Raw genomic sequence first — 14,688 nt, 5'->3', positions numbered from 1 at the left:
CGTCGACGCGGGTCGCGCCTCCAGGCTGCTGGGTGGGTACGCGCGCTACTTGACGGACTTGATGGGGAGGATCACGAGTGCGCCGAGCAGCACCGCGACGCCCGCGCCCCAGAGCATGAGCGTGTAGTTCTGCCCGCCGCCGATGCCGAGGAGGAAGAGGCCGACGGCCGGTGCGAGCGACTGCGGGAGCGCGTTCGCGATGTTGATGACACCGAGGTCCTTGCCGGGTCGCTCGGGGTCGGGGAGCACGTCGACGACGAGCGCGGTGTCGATCGCGGCGTAGATGCCGTACGCGAAGCCGAGCACGATCTCGGCGAAGTAGAAGCCACCGACGCTGTCGACGTGGGCGAGGATCACCAGGCCGACCGCCGTGAGCGCGGTGGAACCCCACACGAAGACCTTGCGGCGTCGGATCCGGTCCGAGACCCAGCCCGAGATCGCCGCACTGGCCATCAGCGCGACCGTGTAGAGCAGCACACCGAACGCGACGACACCGACTGCCTCGGCCTGCGGGAGACCGATGCGGTCCTGCATGTAGAGCAGGCGGTACGTCGTGAACATGAACGTGCCGAAGGTGATGAGGAAGCGCCCCCACCAGGCCAGCCCGAAGTCGCGGTGCTTGATCGGGTTCGTCCAGAACGACGAGATGAGGTTGATCCAGCTGAACGGCTTGATCGGCGTGGTCGGCAGGTCGTCGCGGGCCACGAACGAGTACACGAGGATGACGGCGATCGCCAGGATGCCCGGGGCGATGAACAGCAGCGGCAGGTTGCCGACGAGGTACACGGCCAGGTACAGACCCGCGAGGATCGCGACGTTCTGCGCGAGGGCGATGACACTCGATGCCTTGCCGCGCTGGAACTCGGGCACGTTGTCGGCGAAGCTCGCGGTCAGCGTGGCGAGGACGGCGTTCGCGGCGACCTGCGCGAGGACCCACGCGATGGTGAGCTGCAGCACGTTCGGTGAGAACGCCAGCCACGCGAGGGCGACGAGGAACACCACGGTGCCGCCGACCATGTACGGCCGCCGACGGCCCCACCGCGTGCGGGTCCGGTCCGAGATCGCGCCGAACAGGGGGTTGGCGAAGAGCGCGCCGAGTGCGCCGAACGGCAGGACCGACCCGACGATCGTCTCGGGGCTGTCCGGGTTGAGGGCCGTCGCCTTGATCGTCATGCCGACGAACACCGGTGTGAGCAGCGCGGCGAACAACCCGAACTGCGCCAGGCTGAGCGCCCACATGTAGCCGGCACCGACGCGGACGGAACTGACGGCCTGGGTGATGCCCTCGACCGAGAACGCCCGGGATGCGGCTGCGGGGTCGCTGCCCGTCGCGCCGGCGGCTGCGGTGACCGGCGGGTTCGCAGTGCCGGCGAGACCGGTCTGCGGTTCTTCCTTCGACGTCGGTGTCGACATGACTCCTCCTCGAGTCATCGGGGGCTTCGGGGCCCACTGAATCCCTAGTGCTGCTAGGTGATCGGGACTGTAGCACCGGAAACCTCCACTTGGAAGTTTTTGTTGCGGTACTTTTCGAGGGCTCCTCAGCAGGTCATGGCTGCCGGTAGGTTTGTCCGGGTGACCTCCAACGATGGAACCGGCAGCGGCGCCGGTGCGCGTGGGCCCTACGCCAAGGGCGTGCAGCGCCGGCAGGAGATCCTCGACCAGACCCTCGACGTCGTCGCGTCACGAGGCATCGACGGAGCGTCACTCCGGGCCATCGGCGAGGCGATCGGCGTCTCGCACGCAGCACTCCGGCACTACTTCTCGTCGCGCGAGGCCCTGCTCGTCGAGGTGCTGCGAGAGCGTGACGCCGCATCGAACCGTGCCCTCGGCGACACCGCCGGCGTCTTCACCCGGCTCGGGGTCGTCGCCGACCGGAACGTCAGCGAGCCGGCCCTCGTGACGCTCTACACGACGCTGCTCGGCGCCTCGGTGGAGTCGGGCAACGAGACCGCGCGGTCCTACTTCGCCGAACGGTTCGCGACCGCTCGGTCCGATCTGGCGACGCAGCTCCGGGACGAGCTCGCGGCCTCCGGGCGACACACGGACGCCGACCTGGACCAGGTGGCGTCGCTCATCATCGCCGCGTTCGACGGGCTCCAGGTGCAGTGGTTGCTCGACCGGGACGTCGACATCGCGGGGACGCTGCGACTGCTCGAGCGGGTGCTGTAGCCGGCACGCCGCCGCCCTCGTTATCCTGTTTGCATGCAAACGCCGATCTCGGACGCCGCGCACACGACGCCGATCTACTCCTTGAACGAGGCGGCACAGATCGTGCGCGCACCGTCCACGTCGTTCGCTCGCTGGGCACACGGTCATCGCTTCAAGCAGCGCAGCGAGGGCGCATGGGGTTGGAGCGCACCCATCCTCACCGGAGTGCGGGCGGGTCGTAGCTTCACGGTGCCGTTCAACGCTCTCGCAGAGGGGTACATCGTCGAATCCTTCCGGCGAGCAGGTCTCCCGATGGCGCGGATCCGCCCCGCGGTCGAAGTCCTGCGCCACGAGATCGGCCTGGAGAACGCGCTCCTGAGCGAGAAGCTCCGGACGGACGGAGCGGAGATCCTGATCGAGAACGGCGACCGCGACCTGGTGGTCGTCCGCAACCACCAGGGTGTCTTCCGCGATGTCGTCGACCAGTACCTGCAGAGCATCGTCTACCGCGAGGGGTTCGTGGACTTCCTCCGCCTGCCGACGTTCGAGCGCATCGACGTGGTCGTCGATCCACGCCGCAACGCCGGGCAGCCCACGGTCGCTCGGATCGGCGTCCGTGTCGAGGACGTCGTGAGCAGAGTGCGCGCCGGCGAGTCGATGACCGACGTCGCCGACGACTTCGCGCTCGAACCCGTCGAACTCCGCTCGCTCCTGCTCCAGGCCGCGTGACCGTGGACGAGGCTCGGTTCCTCCTCGACCGTTCGGTCGGTGGGAAGCTCCTCATCGCGCGCCTCAGAGGAGCCGGATGGGTCGCACGGACGCTTGCCGAGGAGTACGGAGACGAGCGTGCTCAGCGCATGCCCGACGAGGAGTGGATCGCCGAAGGCACAAGCTCCGGGTACGTGCTCCTGGCGAAGGACCACCGCGTGGCGACGAGACCGCTGGAGGCGCAAGCGATCTACGTCCACGACGCCCGCGTGATCACGTTCGCGCGGGGTGAACTCACCGCGGCCGAGATGGGCGACCTGTGTCTGCGGCACGAGCGGGCGATCCACCGTCTGGCGCAGGTGCAGCCGCCGTTCGTGATGGCGCTCAGCGAGTCGGGGCTCCGTCGCAAACGTCTCAACGTCGTCTGACGAGCGCACTCGGTCCGCGCGGTGCCGCCGGGCTCCGCAGGGCTACTCCGCGTCGCCGTCCTCCTCCGGGTTGAAGTGCGAGTCGTCCCCGACGTGTCCGGCGGCGAGACCGTCGGGCTCGTTGGGGATGGTGCCGTCCTCGCCGAGGCCGTCCGGCTTCGGGGTGCCCTCGGAGTCGTTCTTCGGTGCGGTGCCGTCGGTGTCGCTCATGGTCTGCTCCCTCGCAGTGGTCGCCCGGGACCGTCGTGGTCCCGGTGCTGCTGACTCGGAACGTACGTGGCGTCCCTGACGAGATCCCCCGGGGCACGCCTTGTGGACGACCCGGCGCCTAGGCTGACCACGTGAACTCGGCGCGCCAGCAGCTGTCCGCGCTCGTCGAACCGGGCGCCGGGCCGCTCGTGACCGGGATGCCCGTGGCCGATGCGTCCCGGAACGCAGCGGTCCTCATCCTGTTCGGCGAGCTCGACGACGTCCCGAGCGACCGCACCGCCGACGACGCAGCGGTGACGCGAGACCTCGACGTCCTGCTGCTCGCCCGTGCCACCACGCTCCGTGCGCACCCCGGTGAGGTCGCGTTCCCGGGCGGCCGTGTCGATCCCGGCGACACCGACGCCGTCGCCGCTGCGCTCCGCGAAGCGCAGGAGGAGACCGGCCTCGACCCGGCCGGCGTGGACGTCCTCGGCACGATCGCCCCGGTGCCGCTCGCGTTCTCGCGGCACCTCGTCACACCGGTCCTCGGATGGTGGCGAGAGGCATCTCCCGTCCGCGTGGTCGACGAAGCTGAGTCCGCCGCGGTGTTCCGCGCACCGGTGGCGGACCTGCTCGACCCGACGCACCGCGGGGTGACGATCATCCGCCGCGGCGGGCAGGAGTGGCGCGGCCCGGCGTTCACGATCGACGATGTCTCGGGCGAGCACGTCGTCTGGGGGTTCACTGCGATGCTGCTCGACGCCCTGTTCGACCGCCTCGGTTGGGCGGAACCGTGGGACGACCACCGCGAGATCGCCCTGCCGAGCCGACGGGCCTGACTGTCCCCGACGATCAGTCGAGCCGTTCCACGGCGTCGGGGACGATGAGCCGCCACAGCCCGTCGCGCTCCTCGTGGAGGTACAGCCGGTAGACGCCGGGCTCGTCGAGCGGGTCGCCCTCGGAGTACTCGACGGCCTGCCCACCGGTGGTGCACTGGTCGGTCGGTGCGAACACGTCGAGCGTGTGTGACGGCGCCGTCCCCTTCCGGACGTCGGTCACGGTGGCCGCGTGCAGCCGGTACACGCCGTCGACGTCCACGGTCCGGTCGGTCGTGCTCACCCGGGCGTCGACCACGAGGGCGGCTTCGTCGGTCCGCGCTTCCTCGGTGTCGAGCTGGACGTAGTCGCGGCAGGAGCTCGTCTGCAGCGCGCAGCCGGTCAGGCTCGCGACGAGCACCACCAGCAGCCCTGCCCCGGCACCGATCGTCCTCCGCACAGCGTCCCCTCCCCTTGCCCTGCGCACACCCTGCCACACCGTCCCGTACTGTTCGACTGTGCCCACCGACCCGCGCGACTGGTTCCTCTCCAGGGAGGAACGCGGCAACCTCGCCACGAGCATCCACGCCGGCACCGACAGCACCGACGCGGGGAGCGCATCCCCCGACGCCGAGGGCGACACCGGCCGCGACGCCGCCCCGTGGTCCGAGGGCAACCACGTCCGTCCACTCGTGCACGGCGCCCCCTACTTCGCCCGCATCGAGGCCGAACTGTCCGCCCTCGAGCCCGGCGACCGCGTGTTCTTCACCGACTGGCGCGGCGACGCGGACGAACGCCTGTCGCCCGACGGCCCGACGATCGGCGACCTGCTGGCCGACTCCGCGCACCGGGGTGTCGAGGTCCGCGGACTGATCTGGCGCTCCCACGGCGAGCGGATCAGCGCGTCGATCAGCGCCCGCTCGAACGAGTTGCTCGGAAAGAAGATCAACGACGCCGGCGGCGAGGTCCTGCTCGACCAGCGGGTCCGGGTGTTCGGTTCGCACCACCAGAAGTTCTTCGTCGTCCAGCACCGTGCCGATCCGTCCCGCGACGTCGCGTTCGTCGGCGGCATCGACCTGTGCCACAGCCGACGCGACGACGCCGCACACGAGGGCGATCCGCAGCCCGTGTCGATCGACGCCCGCTACGGCGAGCGCCCGGCCTGGCACGACGCGTCGATGGAGCTCCGCGGCCCGGTGGTCGCCGACGTCCTCGCGGTGTTCGCCGAACGGTGGGACGACCCGCTCCCGCTGGACCGCAGCCTGCCGTACCGGATGCTCCTGCAGCGTCTCGTCCACATGCCCCGTCGTCCCGAGCCGTTGCCGGAGCGCACGCCGGCACCGCCTGCTGCCGGGAGCCACGCCGTGCAGCTCCTCCGCACCTACGGGGTCAAGCGCCCGCCGTTCCCGTTCGCCCCGCTCGGCGAGCGGAGCATCGCCCGCGCGTACGCGAAGGCGTTCACCCGGGCCCGCTCGCTGCTCTACATCGAGGACCAGTACCTGTGGTCGCGCGAGGTCGCGACCGGCATCGCCGAGGCCCTCGAACGCAACCCCGACCTGCACGTGATCGTCCTGGTGCCGCGGTACCCGAACTCCGACGGGGCGCTCAGTGGCCCGCCGAGCCGGCTCGGGCAGATCGACGCGCTGCGCACGCTGCGCCGGACGGCCCCGGACCGGGTCGGCGTCTTCGACCTGGAGCACGAGTCGGGCCGTCCGATCTACATCCACGCGAAGGTGTGCATCGTCGACGACGAGTGGTTCACGATCGGGTCGGACAACTTCAACCGACGCTCGTGGACGTCCGACAGCGAGCTCACGTGCGCCGTCGTGGACACCAGCGAGGACGGGCGGTCCCTCGCACGGGACCTCCGCCACGAACTCTGGGCCGAGCACCTCGCGACCGCGCCCGACGACGAACGGTTCGCCGGGTCCGGTGCGGAACTCCTTGCTCTCTGGCGGTCGCACGCCCGCGCGGTCGACCACTGGGACGAGGACGGCAGGTTCGGCCCGCGTCCGCCCGGTCGCATCCGGCAGCACGAGCCGGAGCCGGTCTCGGCGCTGCAGCGCCTGTGGGCGCGCCCGGCGGCGCGCATCGCCGTCGACCCCGACGGCCGGCCCCGCGGGATGCGCGGCTCGACCCGCTTCTGACGGGAGGCACGGTGCGGGCCCGCCCCGCGCCTCCCGTCCGACGTCCGCGACCTCAGCCGAACGGGATCACCCGCACCACGATCGCCACCGCGAGCATCGCCACCGCGACGACCGCCGCGCGCCAGAGCACCTTCTTGTGGTGGTCGCCGAGGTTCACGTTCGCCAGGGACACGAGCAGCAGGATCGCCGGGACGAGCGGACTCTGCATGTGCACCGGCTGCCCCACGACCGACGCCCGCGCCATCTCGGCGGGCGTGATGCCGAACGACGCCGCGCTCTCGGAGAGCACGGGCAGGATGCCGAAGTAGAACGCGTCGTTGCTCATGAAGAACGTCAGCGGCATGCTCAGCAGCCCCGTGATGCCCGCCAGGTACGGCCCCATCGAGTCGGGGATGACCGCGACGAGCCAGTCGGCCATCGCCGAGACCATCCCGGTGCCGTCGAGCACGCCGATGAGGACCCCGGCCGCGAACACCATCGAGACCACGCCGACGATGCTCGGTGCGTGCGCGACGATCTGTGCGGTCTGCTGCTTGAGCTGCGGGAAGTTCACGAGCAGCGCGATCGCGGTACCGATCATGAAGACGAAGTGGAGCGGCAGCAGTCCGACGACCAGGGCGACCATGACCGCGACCGTCAGCCCGAGGTTGACCCAGATCCGCCCGGGTCGGAGCGTCGGCCGGTTCGGGTCGAGCATCGTCTCGGCCATCGTGCCGGCGCCGTCGGACCCGGCCGAGCCGACCGGGTCCGTGCTGTCCACGCCCTCACCGTCCGCGCGGCGCCCGTCTGCCTTCCCGCCGCGCAGGCCGAGCGCGACCGTCGGACTGGTGAACATCCCACCGCCCGTCCCACCAGCGGCCGCGAGCATCCGGGACCCCGCACGCGAGCCCGCGGACGCACCGGCCGTCGCCGGCACCCGCCCGCCTCGCGCCGCCGTGGTGAACTCGATCAGTCCGAGGCGCTTGCGCTCCCGCAGTCCCATCGACCACGCGAACCCGAAGCAGAGCAGCAGTCCGACGACCAGGGACGGCACGAGCGGCACGAAGATGTCCGTCGGGTCGATCCCGAGCGCCGCGGCGGCACGAGCGGTCGGTCCGCCCCACGGCACGATGTTGAGCGTCCCGTTCGTGAGTCCCGCCACGCAGGTCATCACGACCGGACTCATCCCGAGCTTCAGGTAGATGGGCAGCATCGCCGCCGTCACCACGATGAACGTCGTCGAACCGTCGCCGTCGAGCGACACCGCACCCGCCAGGAGCGCCGTCCCGAGGACGATCTTCGCCGGGTCGTTCCCGGTGACGCGCAGGATGAACCGGACGAGCGGGTCGAACAGGCCGACGTCGATCATCAGCCCGAAGTACATGATCGCGAACATCAGGAGCGCCGCGGTGGGCGCGAGCGTCCCGATCGCCTTGGTCACCATGTCCCCGAGGCCCAGCCCGGCACCGGCGAACAGCCCGAAGACGGTGGGCACGATGATGAGGGCGAGCACCGGTGACATGCGCTTCGTCATGATCAGGACCATGAAGGTCAGGACCATCGCGTAGCCGAGGATGACGAGCATCGGGACTCCTTCGTCCGTGTCGAGCAGTCCGGGCACGCTACGACCCGGCCTGGAGGCACGGCTCGCTTCTGCGCGTTGGCCCACCAACGCGCGTTGACCGCTTTCTGCGCGTTCTGCTCACGAGCGTCGGCTCGCGATCCGTACGCTGTCCCCGTGACCGACGACCGCTCACGGCGCCCACGGCTCCGCTTCGCCACCGAGGTGCTCCTGCTGCAGCTCCTCGTCGTGGTCGCGGTCATCGGGCTGACGAGCGTCGTGTTCGTCCGGATCGAGGTCGGCCGCCTAGAACGGGCGGCGGAGGGGACGGCCCTCGCGATCGCGCAGAGCGTGGCGTCGCAGCAGGACCTTCGCTCCGAGGTCGCCCGGCTCAGCGTCGACGGCACCTCCCTCGACCGAGACGCACTCGCGGACGGGCCGGTCCAACAGGCGGCGCGCGCGACCCAGCAGCGCACGGGAGCGCTGTTCGTCGTGGTCACGGACGACCGCGGGATCCGACTCGCCCACCCGGACGCCGACCGGATCGGGCAGATGGTGAGCACCTCGCCGGACGAGGCACTCGACGGCCGCGAGTCGGTGTCCTGGGCACGCGGCACCCTGGGTGAGTCGGCGCGGGCGAAGGTGCCGGTCCGCGCGCCCGCAGCCGGCGGGACGGCGACGAGCCGCGCCTCCAGTCCGCTGCCCGTCGTCGGCGAGGTGAGCGTCGGCTTCAACCGGGCCCGCGTGTACGACACGCTCGTCGAGGACAGCGTGCCCGTCGTCGGGGCGGGACTCGTCGCGGTGCTGCTCGCGGTGATCGCGTCGGTGCTGCTCCGTCGACGCCTCGTCCGGCTCACCCTCGGGCTGCAGCCGGAGGACCTCGTGACCCTCGTGCAGAACCAGCAGGCCGTCCTTGGCGGCGTGGGCGAGGGTGTGATCGCGATCGCGTCGTCGGGGACCGTGACGGTCTGCAACGCCGAAGCCGCGCGCCTGCTCGACCTGACCCGGCCGGTCGGGCGCGCACTGGGGTCGCTGGCCCTGCCGGCACCGCTGCCGGACCTGCTCGACCGTTCCGCGTCCGTCCCCTCCAGCGCGACGGTCGTCGCCGGCCACCGGGTGCTGCTCGTCGACGTCCGCGCGGTCCACCGCGACGGACGCGACCTGGGACGGGTCGCCGTGCTGCGGGACCGGACCGACGTCGAGGCCCTCACCCGGCGGCTCGACGCGGTCGGTTCGATGAGCGCCGCCCTGCGTGCCCAGCGGCACGAGTTCGCGAACCGCCTCCACGCGATCTCGGGCCTGCTCGACACGGGCGAGACCGACCGGGCACGGGCGTACCTGGCCGACGTGCAGGAGCGCGGCCCGCTGCACTACCCGGTGCAGCACGCCGATCGGCTGACCGAGCCGTACCTGCAGGCGTTCCTCGGCGCGAAGGGCGTCGAGGCGGCCGAGCGCGGCGTCCTGCTCCGGATCGGCCCGGAGACGCTGGTGCAGGGGACGATCACCGAGCCCGGGGACGTGACGACCGTGCTCGGGAACCTCGTCGACAACGCAGTCGCAGCGGCGCTCGGCGGCGACGACCCATCCCCGTGGGTGGAGGTCGAGGTCCTCGACGACCGCGGGGCACTGCACCTGTCGGTGATGGACTCCGGGCCTGGGGTCGTCTCTGGTGGGGACCTCTTCGCCCGAGGCAGGCCGGAGACCGACGCCCCTCGGGATCCCGCGCAGGTGCACGGCCTGGGGATCGGTCTGCCGCTCTCGCGCGAGATCGCCCGACGACGCGGTGGCGACCTCTGGCTCGCGTCCCCAGGCGGGGACGACCACGGCGCGGTCTTCTGCGCCCGGCTCGAAGGAGTGGTGGTCCCGTGACCGCATCGTTCACCGTGCTGGTCGTCGACGACGACTTCCACGTGGCCGACCTGCACCGACGGCAGGTCGACGGGGTCGCGGGGTTCCGGGCGCTGGACCCAGTCGGCACGCTCGCGGCCGCACGATCCGTGCTGTCGTCGACACACGTCGACCTGGTGTTGGTCGACGTGTACCTGCCGGACGGCAGCGGACTGGACCTGCTGCGCTCCGTCGACACCGACGCGTTCGTGCTCAGTGCGGCGTCGGACTCGGACACGGTGCGCCGGGCGATGCGCCGCGGTGCCCTGGCCTACCTGCTCAAGCCGTTCCCGTCGACGCTGCTCGCGGAGCGACTGCGGTCGTACGCACGGTCCCGGAACGTCCTGGACGAGCGGGCGACCCTCGACCAGGAGGGCGTCGAGCGGGCGTTCCGGATCCTGCACTCCGGCGACGCTGCGGGTGCCTCTCCGTCACGGGCGGCGACCGCGGCGCTCGTGCTCGAGCAGCTGTCGGCCGACGCCGAGCGATCGGCTGCGGAGGTCGCGGCGGGCATCGGGGTCTCCCGGGCGACGGCCCAGCGGTACCTGGCGCAGCTCACCGCGGACGGGACCGCGACGATGCAGCTCCGGTACGGCGCGGCGGGGCGTCCGGAGCACCGGTACACCCGTCGTTGATCCGCACGGCTGGCGGATGTCCGTCGCGGGGATGACGACCGGCGCGAGCGCGCTCCGTATCGTGGCTGCCGCCCGGACGGTCGTCGTCACGGGCGACGAGGGGAGAACGACATGCTGGGCAACGTCAGCGGAGCACACGTCCTGGTGATCGCGGTGATCCTGGCGATCGAGGTGCTGGCACTCGTGCAGGTCTGGCGGGACCGGCGGCGAAGCGACGTCGTCAAGGTCGTGTGGACCGTCGTGATCATCGCGGTGCCGGTCATCGGCGTCGTCGGCTGGGCCGTGAACTGGTTGCTCGGCCGTGCCGCCGATCGGCTGAACCGCTCGAACGGGCCGGCCGCCTAGGGCCGCTCGGCTCAGACGGTGGCCTCGGTGCCCCGCACCTTCCCGACGACCACGTCGACGATGCCCGCGAGCAACGCCGCCCCGACGAACCCGAGCGACACCCCGAGCCCGAGCGGGAGGCCCTGCGCGTAGTCGCCCTTCGAGCTCGCCAGCACCGAGTAGAAGACGCTGCCGACCGCGGCGATCCCGATGGCGGAACCCACGCGGGCACCGACCTGGATGAGTCCGCCCGCCGAGCCGCCCTGTGCCACCGGCACCTCGGACAGGGTGAGTGTCTGGTTCGGCGAGATCGTGAGCCCGGACCCGATGCCCGCGACGAGCAACGGCACGACGAGCCACCACCCGAGGTCGGACCGGTAGTGGTTCGCGACGACCCACACCACGGCACCGAGCCCGAGGAGCACGAGGATCGTCCCGATCACGATGAGCTGCCGACCGAATCGGTGCACGATCCGGCCGCCGATCGTCGACGCGATGCCGGAGCCGACCGCGAACGACACCGAGGACAGCCCGGCCAACAGCGCCGAGTAGTGCAGCCCGGACTGCAGCGCGAGCGTCAGGACGAAGAACAGCGGGGTGAACCCGGCGAAGTACAGCGTCGCGAGCCCGACCCCGAGCGAGAACGACCGACGGCGGAACAGCGCGAGGTCGATCACCGGCTCCTTCGTCCGCCCGTAGCGCCGCTCCCACAGGACGAAGAGCACGCCGAGCACGACGGCGACGACCACGAGCCACCACTTCGTGTTCCCCTCCCACACCTGGGACTGCACGAACGGCAGGAGCAGGGCGACCACCGCGGCGCCGAGCAGCACGATTCCCACCGGGTCGAAGTCGTGCCGCTTCCCACGCTCCGCTCGGCTCGCGGCGGGCAGGTACCGGAAGGCCAGCAGGATCGTGACGAGCCCGACCGGCAGGTTCACGAAGAAGACGAAGCGCCAGCCGTTCTCGGTGCCGAACGCCGTGATGAGCAGGCCGCCGACGAGCGGGCCGATCGCGGTGGCGATGCCGACGGTAGCGCCGAAGAGGCCGAAGGCCGTGCCGCGTTCCTTGCCGCGGAACAGCTGCTGGATGAGCGCGGTGACCTGCGGGGTGAGCAGGCCGCCGGCGAGCCCCTGCACGAGGCGGGCGATCACCAGGACGATGCCGTTCGGCGCGAAGCCGCAGAGCGCACTCGCCACGGTGAACAGCCCGACGCCCACGATGAACATCCGCCGGCGTCCCGTGGCGTCCCCGAGCCGTCCACCGGGGACCAGCAGCAGGCCGAACGACAGCGCGTACCCGGACAGGATCCACTGGACCGCTTCCGGGGTCGCGCCGGGGAGCCCGGTCGAGATGGACTGCAGCGCGACGTTGACGATCGAGACGTCGAGCAGCACGATGCCGCCGCCGAGCAGGCAGATGACGAGCGCTTTCCAGCGGTTGGGGTCGGGCTGGTCGCCGGCGTCGGCCGACCCGGCAGGCGCCTCGGGTGCGTCGGGCGCTTCGGTGGTGGCCGCGTGGTGCGCGGCGTGGTGCTCGACGAGCGGAGCCGCATCGGGCTCGACGGGTTTGCGGTGTTCAGCTGCCATGACGATGCCACGCTAGGCCGCGGTGGCTGTCCGGTCCGGAGGCTCCGGGCGCTCGTTCGTACCCCACCGCCGATCGGCTAGGCTGCCGATGAAGGAAAAACGCGACCGATCCGGTCGTGGCGACACGTGGGCCGTCCGGTCCGCCACTTCTGAGCAGTCAGGAGTGCGCGATGCACGACACCCTGTCCCGTCCCCCCTTCGACACCGAACTCAGCGGCTTCCTCGACGCCCTGCAAGCCCGCGGACCGTTCCGGTTCGACCCGGCGATGCTGCCCCGGATGCGCCAGCTCGACGGCACCGAGACCGAGCTCGACGCCCGGCTCGCCGCACGCGGCCTCGAACGCCACGCACGGACCATCCCGGGGCACCTCGGCGCTCCGATCACGATCGCCGTCATCGAGCGGACCGGTCGGACCGGCACCGCACCGGTCTTCCTCGCGATGCACGGCGGCGGGATGATGTTCGGCCACCACCTCGGCAACCTCGAGTCCTACGATCCCCTGCTCGAGCACGACGCCGTCCTGATCAGCGTCGACTACCGACTCGCCCCCGAGCACCCGGACCCGACCCCGGTGGAGGACTGCTACGCGGCCCTGGTCTGGACCGCCGCGCACGCGGACGAGCTCGGGATCGACCCGGAGCGGATCGTGCTCGTCGGCCAGAGCGCCGGCGGTGGACTCGCTGCGGGAACGGCGCTCCTCGCCCGGGACCGACGCGGTCCTGTCGTGTTCGCGCAGATCCTCGTGTCGCCGATGCTCGATGACCGGGACGCCACCGTCTCGACGCAGCAGTTCGACGGCGTCGGTGTCGCCGACCGCGACTTCGTCCGGACCGGGTGGAGTGCGTACCTGGGCGACCGGCGCGGGACGGACGCCGTCTCGCCGTACGCCGCGCCGGCCCGCGCGGTGGACCTGAGCGGACTCCCGAAGACCTACGTCGACTGCGGTAGCGCCGAGGTGTTCCGCGACGAGACCGTCGCGTTCGCCAGCCGGCTCTGGGCCTCCGGCTGCGACGCGGAACTGCACGTCTGGCCCGGCGCCTTCCACGGCTTCACGAGCATGCAGCCCGACGCGCGGGTCTCGCGCGTCGCCGTGGCGGCGCTGGCCGACTGGACCACACGGCTCCTGCAGGCAGGACCGGTACAGGCGTAGGGACCACCGGCCTGGAGGCGCGGGGCGGGCCCGACCCGTGCCTCCAGTCCGGTGGTCGGTCCGGCCCGTCAGCCGCAGGCCACTCCGGTGACCGGGCACCGGTTGCCGTCGAGTTCGTCCGTGTACTCGTCGCCGTCGCCGAGCAGCACGTGCCGGTAGGCCGCGTCACCGATGGGCTCAGCGGAGCGGACAGCGTCTTCCAGTACCGCGGCGTCCACCTCGGTCCGGGCGCTGACCGCGACCAGGGTGTCCCCGACGACCGCGGACACCTCGTGCCCGTGGGCACTCACCCGGTGGGTGAAGCCGTCGCCGACGGTGCACGAGGTCTCTGGTTCCGATGCGCCGTCCGTCCCGACTCCCTCGACCGGGCGACCGCAGACGGCCGTGTCAGCTGCCACCGTGACGACGGTCAGGTCGTCGCCGCTGGTCTGCCCGGGCGCGTGCCCCTTCGACGCCGGCGAGGAGAACACCTGCAGGAAGCCGGGCAGACGCTTCTCGATGTTGGCCTCGAAGATCGAACCGTAGCCGGACGGAGCGATCGTCACCGGCCGGAAGTCGGCACCGATCGCGACCTGCGCGCGGGCGATCGCCTGCTGATCGCGTTGCACGACCCCGCTGTGGGCGCTGACGCCGACCACCGTGGCGACCACGACGATCGCGACGACCCCCGCGCCGGAGACGGTGAGGCCGACCAATCGGGCTCGCCCGGCGTGCAGCAGCAGGGCGGGTGCCGCGGTCAGCACCACCCCGACGACGTACGGGAGCGGCCCGGCCGACAGGTCGAAGGCACCGTCGGTCCCCCGTCCGCCCACGATGCCGGGGGCGAAGTCGGCGACCAGGACGGCCGGCACGAGGACCAGCGCGGTCAGTCCGATCCACGCCGCCGCCCGCCGACGGGTCCCGACGACGGCGACCAGGGCGAGCGCGACACCGCTGACGGCGAGCACGACCAGGGGTGCCACGAGCCCGGGCAGTCCGGTGAAGAACACGAGGAACGCGGAGACGTGGGCGAAGTGCGCCGTCCCGACACCGACCACCGCGGCCAGCAGGGCGTGCAACCACGGTCGAGCGGTCTCGGCGGCGGAGGGGCCCGTGTCCGTCATGGCACGAGCATGTCAGAGTCGTTG

15 protein-coding genes are annotated in these 14,688 nt (G+C 71.5%); 9 read left to right on the top strand and 6 right to left on the bottom strand.

Annotation, left to right across the window (positions count from 1 at the left end; translation table 11 throughout):
• Positions 1 to 45: 45 nt before the first annotated feature.
• Positions 46 to 1,413 (bottom strand): MFS transporter, encoded by a 1,368-nt coding sequence (locus FS532_RS05020; protein ID WP_144751014.1) that lies wholly within the window; start codon positions 1,411 to 1,413, stop codon positions 46 to 48.
• 159 nt (positions 1,414 to 1,572) lie between these two features.
• Between FS532_RS05020 and FS532_RS05015 the strand changes: the two genes are divergently transcribed.
• From FS532_RS05015 to FS532_RS05005, 3 genes are read left to right on the top strand one after another with little or no spacing between them, the layout of a single operon-like run.
• Positions 1,573 to 2,169: a TetR/AcrR family transcriptional regulator gene (locus tag FS532_RS05015; protein WP_260852570.1), complete on the top strand. Its 597-nt coding sequence runs from the start codon at positions 1,573 to 1,575 to the stop codon at positions 2,167 to 2,169.
• 33 nt (positions 2,170 to 2,202) lie between these two features.
• Positions 2,203 to 2,877 carry a DUF433 domain-containing protein gene (locus tag FS532_RS05010; RefSeq protein WP_144751010.1) on the top strand — a complete coding sequence of 225 codons (675 nt, stop codon included), beginning with the start codon at positions 2,203 to 2,205 and terminating at the stop codon, positions 2,875 to 2,877.
• Positions 2,874 to 3,284, top strand: a complete 411-nt coding sequence (locus FS532_RS05005) for a hypothetical protein (RefSeq protein WP_144751009.1) — start codon at positions 2,874 to 2,876, stop codon at positions 3,282 to 3,284. The genes FS532_RS05010 and FS532_RS05005 overlap by 4 nt, the downstream gene beginning before the upstream one ends.
• Positions 3,285 to 3,326: 42 nt before the next feature.
• On the opposite strand, the gene FS532_RS18630 is transcribed toward FS532_RS05005, so the two are convergent.
• On the bottom strand, positions 3,327 to 3,494 hold the full coding sequence (locus FS532_RS18630) for a hypothetical protein (RefSeq protein ID WP_186321919.1): 168 nt from the start codon (positions 3,492 to 3,494) through the stop codon (positions 3,327 to 3,329).
• Positions 3,495 to 3,625: 131 nt separating this feature from the next.
• Between FS532_RS18630 and FS532_RS05000 the strand changes: the two genes are divergently transcribed.
• Positions 3,626 to 4,312 carry an NUDIX hydrolase gene (locus tag FS532_RS05000; RefSeq protein ID WP_440130703.1) on the top strand — a complete coding sequence of 229 codons (687 nt, stop codon included), beginning with the start codon at positions 3,626 to 3,628 and terminating at the stop codon, positions 4,310 to 4,312.
• A 13-nt stretch (positions 4,313 to 4,325) separates the two neighbouring features.
• Here FS532_RS05000 and FS532_RS04995 read toward each other — a convergent pair whose 3' ends face one another.
• Complete coding sequence (locus tag FS532_RS04995; protein WP_144751007.1) at positions 4,326 to 4,748, bottom strand: hypothetical protein; 423 nt, start codon at positions 4,746 to 4,748, stop codon at positions 4,326 to 4,328.
• A gap of 58 nt (positions 4,749 to 4,806) precedes the next feature.
• Between FS532_RS04995 and FS532_RS04990 the strand changes: the two genes are divergently transcribed.
• A complete protein-coding gene (locus FS532_RS04990) occupies positions 4,807 to 6,435 on the top strand; it encodes a phospholipase D family protein (RefSeq protein WP_186321918.1) in 1,629 nt (542 codons plus the stop codon).
• A 52-nt stretch (positions 6,436 to 6,487) separates the two neighbouring features.
• On the opposite strand, the gene FS532_RS04985 is transcribed toward FS532_RS04990, so the two are convergent.
• Positions 6,488 to 7,999 carry a CitMHS family transporter gene (locus FS532_RS04985; protein ID WP_144752510.1) on the bottom strand — a complete coding sequence of 504 codons (1,512 nt, stop codon included), beginning with the start codon at positions 7,997 to 7,999 and terminating at the stop codon, positions 6,488 to 6,490.
• A 153-nt stretch (positions 8,000 to 8,152) separates the two neighbouring features.
• Between FS532_RS04985 and FS532_RS04980 the strand changes: the two genes are divergently transcribed.
• The 3 genes from FS532_RS04980 (at position 8,153) to FS532_RS04970 (ending at position 10,842) form a co-directional block, all read left to right on the top strand.
• On the top strand, positions 8,153 to 9,844 hold the full coding sequence (locus FS532_RS04980; RefSeq protein WP_144751005.1) for a sensor histidine kinase: 1,692 nt from the start codon (positions 8,153 to 8,155) through the stop codon (positions 9,842 to 9,844).
• The gene (locus FS532_RS04975; RefSeq protein WP_144751003.1) at positions 9,841 to 10,497 is read left to right on the top strand and encodes a response regulator; all 657 of its coding nucleotides are present in this window, start codon (positions 9,841 to 9,843) and stop codon (positions 10,495 to 10,497) included. The genes FS532_RS04980 and FS532_RS04975 overlap by 4 nt, the downstream gene beginning before the upstream one ends.
• A gap of 111 nt (positions 10,498 to 10,608) precedes the next feature.
• Positions 10,609 to 10,842 carry a PLDc N-terminal domain-containing protein gene (locus FS532_RS04970; RefSeq protein WP_079237025.1) on the top strand — a complete coding sequence of 78 codons (234 nt, stop codon included), beginning with the start codon at positions 10,609 to 10,611 and terminating at the stop codon, positions 10,840 to 10,842.
• Between the two features lie 11 nt (positions 10,843 to 10,853).
• On the opposite strand, the gene FS532_RS04965 is transcribed toward FS532_RS04970, so the two are convergent.
• Positions 10,854 to 12,410: an MFS transporter gene (locus tag FS532_RS04965; RefSeq protein WP_144751001.1), complete on the bottom strand. Its 1,557-nt coding sequence runs from the start codon at positions 12,408 to 12,410 to the stop codon at positions 10,854 to 10,856.
• A gap of 170 nt (positions 12,411 to 12,580) precedes the next feature.
• Between FS532_RS04965 and FS532_RS04960 the strand changes: the two genes are divergently transcribed.
• Positions 12,581 to 13,561 carry an alpha/beta hydrolase gene (locus FS532_RS04960; RefSeq protein ID WP_144750999.1) on the top strand — a complete coding sequence of 327 codons (981 nt, stop codon included), beginning with the start codon at positions 12,581 to 12,583 and terminating at the stop codon, positions 13,559 to 13,561.
• Between the two features lie 68 nt (positions 13,562 to 13,629).
• On the opposite strand, the gene FS532_RS04955 is transcribed toward FS532_RS04960, so the two are convergent.
• Positions 13,630 to 14,664, bottom strand: coding sequence for a DUF4870 domain-containing protein (locus FS532_RS04955; RefSeq protein ID WP_144750997.1), 1,035 nt, complete (start codon positions 14,662 to 14,664; stop codon positions 13,630 to 13,632).
• Positions 14,665 to 14,688 lie beyond the last annotated feature (24 nt).

Origin of the sequence: Curtobacterium pusillum, from assembly GCF_007673235.1 — a bacterium.
In the GTDB taxonomy this organism is placed as follows: Bacteria; Actinomycetota; Actinomycetes; order Actinomycetales; family Microbacteriaceae; genus Curtobacterium; species Curtobacterium pusillum_C.
The sequence above is the reverse complement of the archived record's forward strand: the minus strand, read 5'-3'. Positions and strand labels throughout refer to the sequence as shown.

Excerpts from the sequence above, each read along its gene's own strand:
- FS532_RS05020 (WP_144751014.1), bottom strand. The coding sequence starts at position 1,413 with ATGTCGACACCGACGTCGAAGGAAGAACCGCAGACCGGTCTCGCCGGC.
- FS532_RS05010 (WP_144751010.1), top strand. The coding sequence starts at position 2,203 with ATGCAAACGCCGATCTCGGACGCCGCGCACACGACGCCGATCTACTCC.
- FS532_RS18630 (WP_186321919.1), bottom strand. The coding sequence starts at position 3,494 with ATGAGCGACACCGACGGCACCGCACCGAAGAACGACTCCGAGGGCACC.
- FS532_RS04985 (WP_144752510.1), bottom strand. The coding sequence starts at position 7,999 with ATGCTCGTCATCCTCGGCTACGCGATGGTCCTGACCTTCATGGTCCTG.
- FS532_RS04970 (WP_079237025.1), top strand. The coding sequence starts at position 10,609 with ATGCTGGGCAACGTCAGCGGAGCACACGTCCTGGTGATCGCGGTGATC.
- FS532_RS04965 (WP_144751001.1), bottom strand. The coding sequence starts at position 12,410 with ATGGCAGCTGAACACCGCAAACCCGTCGAGCCCGATGCGGCTCCGCTC.
- FS532_RS04960 (WP_144750999.1), top strand. The coding sequence starts at position 12,581 with ATGCACGACACCCTGTCCCGTCCCCCCTTCGACACCGAACTCAGCGGC.
- FS532_RS04955 (WP_144750997.1), bottom strand. The coding sequence starts at position 14,664 with ATGACGGACACGGGCCCCTCCGCCGCCGAGACCGCTCGACCGTGGTTG.